This window comes from Vibrio sp. YQ_11 (assembly GCF_043103065.1).
Classification (GTDB): Bacteria; Pseudomonadota; Gammaproteobacteria; order Enterobacterales; family Vibrionaceae; genus Vibrio; species Vibrio parahaemolyticus.
The window spans coordinates 1-13963 of record NZ_JBICJM010000004.1 but is presented as its reverse complement, the minus strand read 5'-3'; the positions used below and the strand labels follow the sequence as shown (position 1 = coordinate 13963).

Genomic DNA, 13963 nt, shown 5'->3' with positions numbered 1-13963 from the left:
GGTAAATGAAACGTTACCATTGAGAAGAATCAAAAGGCTTTAAAAAACAACTAGTTATCGTTAATAGATGAAAGTGTGCTTTCAATTATTGGAATCAGCCATTTATAAATAGGACTATTGCGATGGCGATAGTGCATGTATAGGTAAATATCTTGAGACTCGCCTTTGAAGGAGGCTTTTAGTTGTGGAGAGAGTGACAAACTTTTGAGTCCGGAAAGATGCTTTCTTGACAGAAACGCAGATGTGGGGAATAGAGCATCTGTCTCCGAAATCACTTCTAATAGAGACAAAATGGAACTGGACCTAAAAGCGGTTTCGGTTTCAATGTTTTCACGCTCTGCCCAGCACTCAATAAGCGTTCTGTTCTCATTCCAATCTGGGACGATGGCAGTGACAATTGGATATAGACTTAAGTCATTGCAATCGATCGCTTGATTCGATAAAGGGTGTGCATCTCTCGCTAATATCTGAAATTCATCGGTGGCAAGGTGCTTGGTTTGTAGTTCTTTTGGGACATTGTTTAGAGGGTAGTTGATTCCCAAATCTAACTCACCATTAATCAGTTTACTAATGGTATTTGAGCTCCAGCTTTCTGTTTCTATTGTGATATTAGGAGCGATATCTAATAACTTTAAATGTAATTTCGCAGGGAAAGAGACGCCAAAAAATCCATTAATTGCGATTTTTATATTCGCGGAACTGCTTTCTGGCGAAAATTCATCAAGCTCTAAAATGAGATTCGATAAATCATCCATTATTTTAGGTAAGCTATCGGATAAAAGTTGTCCTTTGTCCGTCGGCTTTAATCCATACCTCGTTCGCACAAATAGTGGGTCGTATTCCAGGCTTTGGTTAGCGTTACTTAGTAACGTATCAAGATAGTGATGGTAATTGGCTTTCAGGTGAACATACCTACAAACTGCATGTTCCAGCGAATATCCCTGCGTAAAACTTCTGGTCGACGACGGTTTACGATGAAAACAATCGTCTGATGATCATCAACGATGCAGGCTCACCAGACATTTCTTCTCGTAAGAATTTAAAAGTTAACTCTGACGGTTCGATTGACGTTTACTACGGTCCAAAGCCACTGAAAGGTTATGAGAACAACTGGGTACAAACGAACCCAGGAGAAGGTTGGTTTACGTATTTCCGCTTCTACGGCCCAACAGAGAAAATGTTCGATAAGAGCTGGACGATGGGTGATATCGAACTCGTCAAATAAGAACGTTGGTATGAATATAGGGAAACACGCGTCTCCCTGAGTTATAACACGGCACCTCAAAACTGAGATTGTCTGTTGTAAAATTAAGCTCGGCTACAGGACTGTTTTTTCCTGTGGCTGAGCTTTTTACTAAATAAACAAGACTTATCAACTGGCTAAGTCTTGAGAATAATCTGATGGCGCGTTTTCCAACTTTCCAGTTGTTTATTGGCTGAAACACAGAACATTTACTGTTGAGATATTGAACGCAAATATCGTGTAGTCAAAGGTGGAATGTCTTGTCAGAATGTCCTTACTTATTTTCAATTAGTCAATTAAAAACATATAGTTAATTGTCATTTCGTTAAAGTTCGAAATTTGACATTTTTGCTGATCAATTTAGTCTGGCTTTCCAATTAGAGGAAGCATTTATGTTCAGCATTCTAAGAAAAATAATCATACTTACCGCAACCGTAACCAGTCTTGCGGTTTCCTTTAATGCGCTTGCGAAAGAAAATACAAAAGATAGCATCGTAGTCGGCGTTATCACACAAAACGACTCTTCAAATTCCGTTGTAGACAGTGTCGGTCCATTTTACGGCATCAACCTCGATTATCTCTCTAACATCGCGAAGGTTCTTGGGCTCAACCTAGAACTGCGCGCTTATCAACACATTCCGCCATTGCTTGACGATGTTGAAAACGGTGTGATTGATGGCGCTGTGGGTTTTAGCAAAACGCCAGAAAGAGAGAAGCGTTTTCTGTTTTCGAAACCCTTTTTCTTCAGCACCATCGCTGCTTGGTATCGCGATGCTAGCTATAAAGATCGTGGTATTCGCGATATCAAATGGGTGTGTGTGGAAGGTAGCGTGTACTGCGACAATCTAACCTCGCAGGGCATCGACAACATTATCTATGTGAAAACGCGTTTAGAAGCCTTTGATGACGTTCGACGTGGTAAAGCTAACGCGTTGATTTACACCTATGTGGGCATTACCGAATACCTTGATGCTAATGATATTGTGAAAGGAATTGTCGATATTCCGAATTGGCTGCAGGAAGAAGAGGTGAGTTTTATCGCCTCACTAGACAACCAGAAACTGATCGACAACATCGACAAAATTCTTGAATGGGAGCAGAGCGGTAAAAACGTTCGTTCTGTGGCATCAAAAAACCCGTATCACATCAACGACAAGTTGCTGGTGGCGTACCGTCGTAATCATAAAAGTAACTTAACGATCACGTACAGCAGCAGTGATGAAGCGTATCCATTTCTCTATCGAGATTCGCACACGGGTAAGCTGGACGGATTCTTCCCAGACTTTATCGACTTAATTCAGTCGCGTACGGGTTTGGCCTTTAGTTATGTGAAACCGACGTCGAGTCTTTCTAATGGGTTGACGGCGTTTGATGCCGATATTGTCCCGGTATCTTATGTGGGCCCAGTGCCTAAGTCAGACTGGCTGATTACTAAACCATTCATGCACAGCAATTACGTTTCTATCCAAGCAGAAGAGAGCGAACGCGACAAGTCTTCGCCAGAAAAAGCGGGCATTCTACTGAGTTTAAAGAAGCAAGGGTTGGTGCACTTAGGTGTGTGGCAACAGGACCGTTTTGAACGTTATGACGATTTAAAACAGTTGCTTGCGGATTTGAAATCGGGCGCTTTGGACGTGGCTTACATTCCTGATGACGTTGTTCATAGCATGATTGCGCAAGATCAGGTCGATGGTTTGGTGATCAATGAGCAAGACGTTCTGACGTTCTCGAATGCGTTTGCAGTTGCAAAACACAATACGCAGCTCCAACACATGCTCAACAGCATCATCGAAACCATTGACTCAAATGAGATAGAAAAACTTCTGCGCTCGCACCGAAGCTTCAATCTAGTTTATGGCTACGACGATGAGCAAATGGCAAAATTTTTCTTGGCAGGTGCGGTCGCTTTTTCTCTGATGTTTGCTGCCGCGTATTTCATTCTTGCGCACCTACGTCTAAAGGTGAAATTAGCTGAGCTGAATGCCAACAATGAAGAAGCGGAAAAACAATGGCTGATGGGCATCATTCAAGAAATTAACAGCTTGGTGTTTATTCACGGTGAAGATAACCAGTTGGAAATGAGCAACTGTGCCAACTACAAGAGCAAGCAATGCCAAGAATGTAAGCTGAAAAGCTGCTCGACTAATGCGCCTCTCGTGAACAACTCGGATGAATTGGCCACTGTAGTTGGCGGACAACGCATCTCGGAAGAGGTCGCGTCTGCGGGGTGCGAACTCGGTATTAAACATGTGTATCGTGAGCGAAAAACCATCGCGTCTCCAAGTGGGAAGAAGAAGTTTGTGCTGACTGTGATCCAAGACATTACTCAGCAAAAAGAGCGTGAGCAGGCGTTAATTGATGCGCAAAAAGAAGCACAAACTGCAGTGCGCGCCCGTGAAAACTTTTTAGCGACCATGAGTCACGAGTTAAGAACCCCATTATCGGCGGCGCACGGCATCCTCGATTTGCTGAATCGCCAAGTGACGGCCGATTCAAATCGCGAGTTGATCGCTCAGGCCATGCGATCACTCAATCATTTGAATGTGTTAGTAGACGAAGTGTTGGATTACTCAAAGCTGGAAGCAGGGCAGTTAACCGTTGCTCCCGCTAAAACCGACTTACTCAAAACCTTGTGCGATGTGTTTAGAAGCTTCGAGCCAAGAGCGCTTGCGAAAGGTTTGGATTACAAAGTTACGATCAAGCCGTTTTCGGATGCGTTCATTGAAATCGATGCACTGAGATTAGTGCAAATCACCACCAATCTGCTCTCAAATGCCGTGAAATTCACAGCAGAAGGCGAGATCGGAATCAGTGTCATCCTGCACGAAAAGCAGCTTATTTTGAAAGTTGCAGATACGGGCATTGGCATGACGGATGGCCAACTCGAAGGCATTCTCAACCCGTTTGTTCAAGCGGATGACAGCATTACGCGCAAATATGGCGGCACAGGGTTAGGGCTGAGCATCGTTGACCGATTGATCGACTGTATGGGCGGCGTGCTCTGCATCGATTCACAATTCGGCTTGGGTACGACGATCACCGTCAAATTGCCAATTGAGCGTTGTGATTCAGAACCAGAAGTGTGTTTGAACTGGACTTACAGCGAGGCATTGCCACTCAGCATTCGTCAGTGGTGTGACGCATGGAAAATGCAGCCAGCAACACTCGCAATAAGCATGGCGAACCTTTACGCCGCACAAGACAAGGAAGCGGGCTTTGATGGTGTGATGCTGCGCGATGATCGAGAAATTCTCGGTAGCCTCACGTTGCGAGAGCTTCAATACCCAGACGCGCTGTTCAATTTGCTTAGCCAGACGCAGCAAGAGACGAAGTTGGACGATCTTAAGTCCGAAGAAGTTTCGTGGATTCTCGGAACGGTATTAGTTGCGGAAGATAACCCAATCAACCAAAGCGTGATTTCAATGCAGCTGCGTGAGCTTGGTATCGAACCTGTGATTGTGAACAACGGCCGTGAGGCTTGGGAGTACATCAACCAAGATGAAAACGTCGTGTTGCTGCTGACCGATTTTCACATGCCAGAAATGGATGGCTATGAACTGATCAAACATGTGAGGGCGTCTGGTTTCAAATCGCTGCCAATCATCGGTGTGACGGCAGAGGATGCTCGCCTTGCCAATGAGCGAACACAAGACATCGGTATTGATGATGTACTTTACAAGCCTTACGACCTCAACAAATTGAAAACCGTTTTGGTGCCATTTATTGGCAAGAAAGAAAAGACCCGATTACCGGATTGGATTAAGCGTTTTAAAACGCAAGACGCAAAAGAAATTGCGCGTGTGTTTAGCCAATCTATGGCAACGGATATTGAAAACCTACAAGCTGCCTCGACTGAGCGAGATAAAAAACGGGTTATCCACGGCATCAAAGGTGCAGTTGGGGCAATTGGAATCAGCATGCTGACTGAGCTTTGCATTGAGGCAGAGCGAGTCACCGCGGCGGAGTTTGACAGGCGAGCCGCGGAGTTAATTTTACGAATCGAGCAGGAGATCGACAATATAGACTATTGGGCAGAGATGAATGAATACACAGCTTAATGTGATGGTGATTGATGACCATCCACTACAAACCACAATACTTACGCAGATATTGAATCGCTATTGCGCGCAAGTAACGTCCTTCAACGGTGTCGATGATGCGATTCAATGTGCGCAACGTCAGCATTTTGATGTGATTTTTTGCGATATCCAGATGCCAGGAAAAGACGGCATCGACATGATGGAAATGCTCGATCAGATTCAATACCAAGGACAAGTTGTGTTAGTCAGTGCGATGGAGCTGACCATCATCTCTGCGGTGCGAGCCATGTGCGAAGGGTTTAGCTTTGAGGTGTTAGGGAAGCTGCCTAAGCCGTATGACGAAAACGAAGTGGTTGAACTGCTGAGCCTAATGAAAGGTGAAAAAACCAAAAAGGCGACGTTTATTCAACCCATCGAAGTGCAAGATCAAGAGTTCTTATTCGCGTTGGGTGAAGGGCGAGTGAAAAACTATTACCAACCGCTGGTGGATGCGCAAAGTGGAGAGGTGCTTGGGTATGAAGCGCTCGCGCGTTGGAGTCATCCGATTTATGGCGTGTTGTCGCCTTACCACTTTCTGCCGATTGTTGAACGTTGTCATCTCTCTGCCGAGTTGTTCCAAGCCGTCTTGAATAACGCGATTTATGACATCAAGCATCGTGGTTTGACGCAAAAAGTATCCATCAATGTTGATCATGAAAACTTGGAAGATCCGGAATTTTCACATCGTTTTTTGCAGCAATGCCTTGAGAACGAGATTGAACCCTCTCAAATCACCATTGAAATTACAGAGCGCGACACGTTCCAAACCAGTGCATCTCTGTACAAGAACTTACTCAAGCTAAGAATGAACGGTGTCACCGTCTCAATTGATGACTTTGGCACCGGCTCGTCGACGTTTGAAAAACTGGCTCAACTGCCGTTCAACGAGCTCAAAATAGATCGCTCGTTTGTGCAAGGTGTCGAGAGCGATATGAAAAAACGCAACATCGTTGTCGCCATCTGTGCGCTGGCGAAAAGTTTGAACATACGGCTTGTCGCGGAAGGAATTGAAGATGAAGTCACGCTTCAAGTGATGCGTGAATACGGAATTGACCTTTGCCAAGGTTTCTACATCGACAAACCCATGCCTTTAGAAGCAATAACCATACTGAATGAAAGATATGAATAAAATGAATTGTTTGATCTTTGATGATCACCCTCTTGTTTGCGTTGCAATCAAATCCTTACTGAAAGAGCTGGGGATGACCAATGAAGTGTTTACCGCAACGTCTGCAAAGTCTGCATTTAAGACATTAAAAGAGAGCAACATTGAACTGCTGATTTTGGATGTGAACTTAGCCGATTGCGACGGCTTTGATTTCTACAAACGCATCAAATCCCACGGTTATGAAGGCAAGGTCATTTTCTTCTCGGCGGAAACCAGCCAAATGTACAGTCAAATGGCGTTTCGATCTGGCGCAGATGGCTATGTGTGCAAATCGGAAAATCACGACATTCTGAAAGACGCTATAGAAGCGGTGGTGAAGGGTTATACCTTCTTTAAATTTAAGCAAGTCGCGAACGAAGTCAGAGAAATGCCGCAACTTTCAAGCAGAGAAAGTGCCGTGATGAAGTATTTGCTGCAAGGCAAGTCCAATCGAGATATCGCGTCTGTGTTGTCGATTAGCGATAAAACTGTCAGCACTTATAAACGCCGCGTACTGGATAAATTTAACGTAAAGAACATTATCGAGCTAACGAGAGTAGCAGGGACTTAAGGAGACACCATGACATTTAAAAGCATCGCGCTGTCTTTCTTTGTGGCGACGTTACTGTTTGTGACTTCAACAATGATGATTAGCGCTGTGTTGATTTCTTATGAAGTAAAGCAGTTCAACACCTACGCAAATAACTTATCCAAAATAAAGCAAAAAGTCATTTTAATGGGGCTGCTGACGGAAGCGCAGCTCGAACAATACAAAGGCTTGAGCGTGGATGAAGTGGAAGCTCAAACCGAGTTCAGCTTCCAAGACGCTATTTACTCGCTGTCACCGTACGAAAAGCTGAATTACGTTGAAGCCGTCGCGCGTAAATCGCTGCATCAAGCCGAAGCGTATTTGTCGAATGCGTTTAATCGACAAAGTGCCATTATGTATTTTCGCTCTTATACTGGGAGCAAGTTGATTTTAGAGTGCCCAATCAAAGCGTTAGAAGGTGTGAAGGCCACATTCGATGTCGATTGGTGCAAGAGCAACTACTCTTGCGTTCTGGCTGCGTGGAAAGAACAATTGACTGATCGCGTGTTGTTTTCTCTGCCGTTTAAAACCACCTACTCGGATGACATGGCAATAAGCATCATGAGCCCGGTTTATTTCCAAGGTGAGTTAGTCGGCGAGTTTTCAGAACAGCTCTATCTTTCATCACTTTATAACGAAGGGAAAGCCGTCGACGTACAGATCTCCAATGGTAACAAACAAATGGTGATCTATTTTTCAGGTTATCCGTGGCCATCATTCGCGTACACCCAATCTTTTGTGGCAGACAACAATAACTTGATTGTCTACATGTACCCGTTTAGTAAAGTGATGGTGGATTACAGCTTTCTGTTTGTTATTTTCTTTTTGGCAACCTTGGCGTATTACAACAAAGCGCATGAATCCAAAGAGAGCAAACTTCGTCTGGCGACGGCACTGACGAATGTGACAAAAGACGATTTAACTGGGTTACTTAACCGCAGGGTCTTCAAAGATAGCGAATTCAAACGCCGATTGAAAACGGCCCCTTATTCCGTCATTGCCATTGATGGCGACAGGATCAAGCGAATCAATGATCGCTATGGTCATCACGTTGGGGACGAGGTTATCGAGATCATTGCCGATGCGATGCGTAAAGTGTTCAGAACCAGCGATTATCTCGTCCGAACTGGGGGCGATGAGTTTATCGCAATCTTGCCGGGGTGCAGCATCAGTCAGTCTTCGATGTTGGCGAAAAAGTTACGTAGCGTTGTCAAAGACAACCGACTTAAAACGTTAGACATTGAAGTCAGCGTAAGCACTGGCGTTGCGGCAAACGAATCACACGAATCACTGCAAGATGTTATCGTTCGAGCGGATGAAGATCTCTATGAGATGAAAAAACGCAGACAACAATCACAGTAAGTAATAGTTTTATTGATGAAAATGCCAAGTGATTGGACATAACCATGACATAACTGTTTGATTAATTTGACCAAACAGAAAGAGTGGTCTTTTATATTAGAGCAGCCAGCAAACAATGGCTGCTCTAATTATTTTCTGACCTTACATCTGGTGTCGCGTGTGAACAAAGATCTCGACTTAAACCTACTCAAAATTCTTGTCTTATTGGATAAGCACCGCCAACTCAAGCCCGTTGCAAAAGCGATGGGGAAAAGTGAAGCGTCCATCAGTAAATACCTTGCCCGATTACGACTTCAGCTTAACGATGAGCTGTTTATCCGACATCCTCACCACATGGAGCCGACAGACTATTTAAAGCGTCAACTGCCCAAAATTGCCGACGCGTTGGAAAAGCTTGAAACCTGCTTAATCAGTGGTGAGTTTGAGCCAGAAAACTACGAAAAAGACATCACAGTCTGTTTACCGCAAACCGCTCAATACTCATTTGGTCACTTGCTCGCAATGGATTTGATGGAGCTGTTCCCTAAAGCGCACATTTCAGTGGCCACCATTACTGAGTACACGGTTGAAGAGATCATCCTAGGCAAGGTGGATGCGCAGCTTCATTACTTTAACGATGACTTACCGAAATCTGTCCATCAGAAATTCATTGGTTATGCACCCGCAGTGGTTGTGGTTCCTGAAGAGTTGGGGATTACAACTCTTGAAGAAGCTGCACAATTACCATTCATCATGTTAGAAATCATCGGCTGGAAAGAGAAAGAGCAGCTTGCCAAGCGCGCAATGGAGAGTCACGGTATGGTGATCAACCGAATTGCAGCGTTAGATAATGTCAGCAGCGTGTTGAAGCTAATTAAGAAAAAGAGTGCGGCAACGGTGTTGCTTGAGTATCAAGCGCCAATAGAAGGATACAACTTTATACGAGTACCGGAATCTTACTACCCGAATGGTTGGCCCAAGATTGTGGTGCAAATGAAGCAAAGTCACCGGCATGATGCAATGCACCAGCTGTTAACTGGCGCCATTGCAAAATACATGAGTGCTTAATTCTCAGTGCTTAGCGGCAAAACTGAATGTTTTCTGACTGAGGGATAGTATGCAGCAGCTCAATCAATGAGTCTGCGTGGTACTTCTTCAAGATACGTGTTTTGTAGGTACTGATCGTTTTAGCGCTCAGTGAAAGCTGCTCAGAAATCTTCTTATTTGAGTAGCCTTGCGCTAAGTAATGGAACACCATAGCTTCGCGGTTTGATAGCGTCACATCACCCGATGATGGCGTGTGAGTCGACTTAAACATCGAGTAACCGCGAGACACACTCACAATCGCATCGGTGATAGTTTCTCTTGCTTCATTCTTGTTTAAGAAGCCGTTAGCGCCCATTTCGTAAGCGGCTTTAGAAAGGCTAGAGTAGTCTCGTGAAGAGACAAACAACAGTCGTCCACGATAGCCCGTCGCTAAAATGTTTTTGGCTAAACGCATACCATCTCGGTCGCCAAGCACTACGTCTAATATAATCAAATCAATCCTTTGACTTCGAACGAGCTCCATTACTTCCGCACTGTCAGTGGTTTGGATTACTTCAGCTGTGTTGATTGCATTTTCAACAAGAGAAGCAAGCGCTTCGCTGTACAATGGCTGGTCGTCGATAATAAGAACGTTATTCAAAGTGAACCTCATCTAATATTTCAACTAGTACGCTGTCAGGCAACAGCTCGATTGGATGAGTAGGATTGTAGGAAAAACCTTGCTGAGAGGAAGGAAAATGACTCTTTCCAAAAATGAAAATCAGTGTCTTATTTTTTGGAATGTTGGCGGCAGCCATTGAAACACTTAACGATGAGAAAATTGTGTAAAAACACGCTCTGACAGAAAACTAACAAACAGAAAACGTTAATTCATCCATTGCTGACCGTGATGTTCTGTTTCGCATATTGATACATGTTGTTGTATTTAATGGATTGTAATTCTCGGTTATCACACAAGTTTCGTATTACGCGGTCACAATGCTCGAGCTTACGATAAATCGCGTATTCGCCGCGATACTCAAATGGGCGAAGTGACGCTAACCTCACAATCGCTAAACAGATTTTCTTGGAGTGAGGAAGAAGGTCGTGCAGTTGAAAGTAGCGATCAAAGTGCGGTGTGATTGCAGAGGTAGAAATCGATTTCTGAGCGGTAATTTGTCTTCTGATTTGCTCGATTTTGGTCTGCGATTCTTGCAAGCGCACTTCAAGGCTTTTGAGCATGTGCACTTGGCTTCGGAAAATACTTGGATGTTGCGCCTCGGCAATGGCTCGGCGAGCACGTGGCAACATCGATTTCATTTCACTTAAAAATGAACAACGTTCGAGCAGTACGCACAGATGGTAAAGATCATAGAAGTGTGACAGTTGATTGCTGGCTAGTACCGCTCTGACTTGAGAAATAGCGGCTTTTAAATCACCACGAATCAGCGCGATGTGCGCGTCAATCAATGCAAATTGGGCTTTGAATTGTGAGCTCTTCTCTATTTCACCAATCAGTGGGTTTAATCCAAACAGAAGGTTTTCAAAGCATTGATTTGAAGGTGTATTGAGCGCTCTATATAAGTGGCAGCGTACAAAATTCAGTTTGGTGAAGATGCCACCTCGGAAGGTATTTTCGTTCTTTTCGTAGTAGCGCTTAATGTAAGTGACCGCGTCATCGTAAGATTCGCTGGCTAAAGAGAGGTTGGTGATCACCAGTTCACGCTCAGAACCAGCATCCAACAACATAGTCGATTGCTTAAGGTGTTTGATCGCTTTAGGAATGTCTTCACTGAGCACCGCCATGTTAGACATTTCATCGTGATAGTAGGGGTTCTCTTTTTTACTGCTCAAGCTTTCCAGAACTTCTTGTGCTTTTTCTAAGTTATCGGTCTCAATTAGCGTGTTGGCGAGTGCAGTTTTAATCCAGTCAAAATTGTCTTCTTTGAGTAGCTTTTCGTATTCGCTACGGGCGCTAGAAAACTGTTTGTTTTGCACCATTGCATGCGCACGGTAACGTCTGATCAGTTTTGAATATTCGGGATGAAAGGGAAGAAGGGTATCAGTGGCTTCAATCACGCCTTCAAAGTCCATCTCACGCAGTTTTTCGTAAATCGGTAGTAGCACGCTTCTGCGTTTCATGGCTGACAGCAGTCGGTTGCGAAAAAAGGTGTGATTAAACGGTTTTAGCAAGTAGTCATCAGGGTCGCAGTCCACTATTGAACGAACGATTTTGTGATCATTTTCTCTGGTCAAAAAGACGAACGTTGTATGTGCAGGCAGAATTTGCGCGTGCTTTAACTCTTCTAACAACTGAAAGCCATTGAGCTGAGTTTGAAAGTTGTAGTCACAAATCACCAAATCAAAATGCATTTGCTTACAAAGATTGATGACCTCAAAAGGTTTATAAGCGTAATAGATGTCACTTAAATCGAGTTGTCGAAGTATCGCGGTCACGCTGCTCGTAACCAGTCTGGAATCGTCAGCGACCAGAACTCTACACAGATTACGGTCAAAACTCATGGGTCAATCCTTGTGCAGTCAAAGCGTGTAAGAAAATTCAATGCAGCGGAAGCTTAAATGCTTCTCTTGAGGTTATTTTGAGGGAAGAGAATCGCTTTACGTATGTTGACTAACCCAATGATGAACGTCTTCAATGCTTAGCTCTAGATCGGTGATGAGTTTCTCTAACGCCGTTTGATAAAGGGGGGAATCAGATCGGCCCAATTGTTCGGTCAATAAAGCGGATTGATGAATATGCTCCAAGCCTATTTGTGCGAGCCCGCCTTTAATCTTGTGCACGGTCTGGAGTAAATGTTTTGGTTCGTGTAGATGCGCTTTTAACGCTTCGAGATCTTCTGTCATGGTTTCCAGATACACCGTTGCCATGTGGTGTTGCATATCGGCTGGAAAGTGAGTTAACCATTGAGTATGTAGAGAAGAGTCTGAATTCATATAAGTGGAGCATCGTTTGTTATTGATTAAGAACAGATAAATAGTTATTAATTTTAAGAAACGGGTCAAGTATAGGACTGTTTTTAAACTAATTCTAAATTATTGATATCTAATGTTTTGTTGTGGTTGTGAGGCTTTTCCTACATCAAAATAGGAAGCCAATAAGGGAGAGGTTGCTGCACTACACTCGATAGCTACGTTTCAAATTTCTTCATGTTAGAAATGAGTGGCATTTTATTGCTATCTTCTGAGTTGTAACTTTGCTTGTGGCATAAAGCATTCGCTCAAATTATTCCTAAACTTTTCAGTGTTATGGCCGCTATAGAACGTAACGAAGGCGGGAGAGTGTAATCTCTACCGAAGTCTTGTTCAAAATTGAGATATATTTTCACTGTTTGAGATGGAAGTGTGCAGTAATCGTCCTTTTGAAGGTTTACAAACACAGTCGTAAAGACTAAAAAGGACGCTTGGATTTTTTGCCGTAGGAAGAAGTTCTTTACGGTATTGCATCAAGCCTTTTCTTGACGCGTTTTTTGGATATTGGGTCTATGAGTAACGTAACCAGCACCATTTTGACTGAAAGTGGTACCAATGAGCTCGAAATTATTGAGTTTCACCTAGAAAAACAATTGCCAGACGGCAGCACCAAAACCTGTTATTACGGTATTAACGTTGCCAAAGTACGTGAAGTGATTCGCGTGCCAGAGACGACAGATTATCCGAACGCGCAACCTCATATGATTGGTGTGTTCTCATCTCGCGATGTCCTAACGCCTTTAGTCGATTTGGCTGGTTGGTTAGGTGTCCCTACGCGACAAGACCTTGAGCGCAAGTTTGTTATCGTTACCGATTTCAACAAGATGACCAATGGCTTCCTAATCGACAGCATTTCACGTATTCACCGTATTTCATGGAATGATGTGGAATCGCCAAGTCAGTTTTTAGAAGCCGGTGAGCAGGATTGTGTTGTGGCGGTCGTTCGCAAAGATGGCAACCTGATTATGATCCTCGACTTTGAAAAGATCATTGCAGACATTAACCCTGAGCTGAGTATGGAAAAATACGACGTGAAAGTGGATAAATCTGTTGATTTGAACCAGCGCATGGTTGGTAAGCGTAACGCGAAAACCATCATGGTTGTGGACGACTCCGCGTTCATCCGTTCTCTGATTCAAGATACTTTGGCGTCGTCAGGTTACAACGTTATCACCTGTAAAGATGGTGGTGAAGCGCATGAGAAATTGATGAGCCTGATTGAAGTTGCGAAAGAAGAACAGCTACCAGTACGAGAACTGCTGGATGCGGTTGTGACGGACGTAGAAATGCCTCGAATGGATGGAATGCATTTAGTGAAAAGGTTGCGTGAAACCGAAGCGTTCCGCCAAATGCCAATTATCATGTTCTCGTCACTAATGAGTGAAGATAACCGAGCAAAAGCGCTGTCGCTTGGCGCTAATGACACCATTACCAAGCCAGAAATTGGTCGTATGGTGAATATGATGGATAAATACGTATTCGCTTAATTTGCTTATCGCTCATCAAGCACAGAGTTAAAAGTAATAAGGCTGCCGATTGGCAGCCTT

General features: G+C 43.9%; 11 protein-coding genes and 1 pseudogene. 7 read left to right on the top strand and 5 right to left on the bottom strand.

Annotation, left to right across the window (positions count from 1 at the left end):
• Positions 1–50 precede the first annotated feature (50 nt).
• Positions 51–755 carry a LysR substrate-binding domain-containing protein gene (locus ACF8EG_RS00335; RefSeq protein WP_242536759.1) on the bottom strand — a complete coding sequence of 235 codons (705 nt, stop codon included), beginning with the start codon at positions 753–755 and terminating at the stop codon, positions 51–53.
• Positions 756–871: 116 nt separating this feature from the next.
• Between ACF8EG_RS00335 and ACF8EG_RS00330 the strand changes: the two are divergent.
• The 6 genes and pseudogenes from ACF8EG_RS00330 to ACF8EG_RS00305 form a co-directional block, all read left to right on the top strand.
• Positions 872–1225: pseudogene (locus tag ACF8EG_RS00330) on the top strand (DUF1214 domain-containing protein); the annotation flags it as partial.
• Between the two features lie 410 nt (positions 1226–1635).
• Entirely contained in the window at positions 1636–5301 is a 3666-nt protein-coding gene (locus ACF8EG_RS00325) for an ATP-binding protein (RefSeq protein WP_069505337.1), read from the top strand.
• Positions 5285–6451: an EAL domain-containing protein gene (locus tag ACF8EG_RS00320; RefSeq protein WP_069505339.1), complete on the top strand. Its 1167-nt coding sequence runs from the start codon at positions 5285–5287 to the stop codon at positions 6449–6451. The genes ACF8EG_RS00325 and ACF8EG_RS00320 overlap by 17 nt, the downstream gene beginning before the upstream one ends.
• Positions 6444–7040 (top strand): response regulator transcription factor, encoded by a 597-nt coding sequence (locus ACF8EG_RS00315; protein WP_025587545.1) that lies wholly within the window; start codon positions 6444–6446, stop codon positions 7038–7040. The genes ACF8EG_RS00320 and ACF8EG_RS00315 overlap by 8 nt, the downstream gene beginning before the upstream one ends.
• 9 nt (positions 7041–7049) lie before the next feature.
• Complete coding sequence (locus tag ACF8EG_RS00310) at positions 7050–8420, top strand: GGDEF domain-containing protein (RefSeq protein ID WP_206926149.1); 1371 nt, start codon at positions 7050–7052, stop codon at positions 8418–8420.
• 159 nt (positions 8421–8579) lie between these two features.
• Complete coding sequence (locus tag ACF8EG_RS00305; protein WP_005489294.1) at positions 8580–9467, top strand: LysR family transcriptional regulator; 888 nt, start codon at positions 8580–8582, stop codon at positions 9465–9467.
• 10 nt (positions 9468–9477) lie between these two features.
• Here ACF8EG_RS00305 and ACF8EG_RS00300 read toward each other — a convergent pair whose 3' ends face one another.
• From ACF8EG_RS00300 to ACF8EG_RS00285, 4 genes are all read right to left on the bottom strand, one after another.
• On the bottom strand, positions 9478–10086 hold the full coding sequence (locus ACF8EG_RS00300; RefSeq protein WP_025553259.1) for a response regulator transcription factor: 609 nt from the start codon (positions 10084–10086) through the stop codon (positions 9478–9480).
• A complete protein-coding gene (locus ACF8EG_RS00295) occupies positions 10079–10243 on the bottom strand; it encodes a hypothetical protein (protein ID WP_005454149.1) in 165 nt (54 codons plus the stop codon). Before ACF8EG_RS00295 ends, ACF8EG_RS00300 begins: the two co-directional genes overlap by 8 nt.
• Positions 10244–10316: 73 nt before the next feature.
• Positions 10317–11948, bottom strand: coding sequence for a response regulator (locus tag ACF8EG_RS00290; RefSeq protein ID WP_069505343.1), 1632 nt, complete (start codon positions 11946–11948; stop codon positions 10317–10319).
• Positions 11949–12044: 96 nt separating this feature from the next.
• Entirely contained in the window at positions 12045–12380 is a 336-nt protein-coding gene (locus tag ACF8EG_RS00285; protein ID WP_228089283.1) for an Hpt domain-containing protein, read from the bottom strand.
• A gap of 548 nt (positions 12381–12928) precedes the next feature.
• On the opposite strand from ACF8EG_RS00285, the gene ACF8EG_RS00280 reads away from it, so the two are divergent.
• A complete protein-coding gene (locus ACF8EG_RS00280) occupies positions 12929–13903 on the top strand; it encodes a chemotaxis protein CheV (RefSeq protein WP_005481272.1) in 975 nt (324 codons plus the stop codon).
• The last annotated feature ends 60 nt before the right edge of the window (positions 13904–13963 follow it).

Coding starts and splice junctions, on each gene's coding strand:
- ACF8EG_RS00335 (WP_242536759.1), bottom strand. CDS start 755: ATGGATGATTTATCGAATCTCATTTTAGAGCTTGATGAATTTTCGCCA.
- ACF8EG_RS00295 (WP_005454149.1), bottom strand. CDS start 10,243: ATGGCTGCCGCCAACATTCCAAAAAATAAGACACTGATTTTCATTTTT.
- ACF8EG_RS00310 (WP_206926149.1), top strand. CDS start 7,050: ATGACATTTAAAAGCATCGCGCTGTCTTTCTTTGTGGCGACGTTACTG.
- ACF8EG_RS00290 (WP_069505343.1), bottom strand. CDS start 11,948: ATGAGTTTTGACCGTAATCTGTGTAGAGTTCTGGTCGCTGACGATTCC.
- ACF8EG_RS00315 (WP_025587545.1), top strand. CDS start 6,444: ATGAATAAAATGAATTGTTTGATCTTTGATGATCACCCTCTTGTTTGC.
- ACF8EG_RS00285 (WP_228089283.1), bottom strand. CDS start 12,380: ATGAATTCAGACTCTTCTCTACATACTCAATGGTTAACTCACTTTCCA.
- ACF8EG_RS00320 (WP_069505339.1), top strand. CDS start 5,285: ATGAATACACAGCTTAATGTGATGGTGATTGATGACCATCCACTACAA.
- ACF8EG_RS00280 (WP_005481272.1), top strand. CDS start 12,929: ATGAGTAACGTAACCAGCACCATTTTGACTGAAAGTGGTACCAATGAG.
- ACF8EG_RS00325 (WP_069505337.1), top strand. CDS start 1,636: ATGTTCAGCATTCTAAGAAAAATAATCATACTTACCGCAACCGTAACC.